Genomic DNA, 594 nt, shown 5'->3' on the forward strand with positions numbered 1-594 from the left:
CAGGGTGCAGGACGAGCCGCGGGCGCAATGGTGCGCCGTCCATCCGATGTCCCACTACCGAGCCCGGGCCACGCCGGGCTGCCGGAGGCATTCGTCCATGTCCACACGCATACGGCGCAGACCGGTTCGCCGATCCGGCCGGACCGGTCTGTCCGTCCTGCTCGCCGCCGTCGCCCTGGGCGTCACCGGCCTGAGCGCTCCCGCCCAGGCCGCCGACCCCGCCCTCGAGACCGGCACGGCCCCCGCGCCGCAGCCGTCCACCAACACCCCCGCCCTCGTCGACGGCCTCGCCGACCCCGCCGACGCCTCGGTGCCCGCCGCCACCGCCGCCCGCGGCCACCTGGCCGGGCACAAGGACCGCTACCGCATCCCCGCCCCCGACCGCGACCTGGCCACCGTCGACGTCGCCACCGACGCCGACGGCACCGAGACTGTCCGCCTCGGCCAGCAGTACCGCGGCATCCCCGTCATGGGCGCCCAGTACGTCGTCCGCATGACCCACAAGGACGGCAAGCGGACCGTCACCGGCACCTCCGGCTCCTACTTCACCGACCTCGACGTCGACACCACCCGCCCCACCCTCCCCGCCTCCAC

1 pseudogene is annotated in these 594 nt (G+C 75.4%); it reads left to right on the forward strand.

Annotated elements, in window-relative coordinates:
• Window positions 1-97: 97 nt before the first annotated feature.
• Window positions 98-594 (forward strand): annotated as a pseudogene (locus ACRWND_RS30940) (M4 family metallopeptidase); the annotation flags it as partial.

It is taken from the genome of Actinacidiphila sp. bgisy167, from assembly GCF_965342175.1.
Lineage (GTDB): Bacteria > Actinomycetota > Actinomycetes > Streptomycetales > Streptomycetaceae > Actinacidiphila.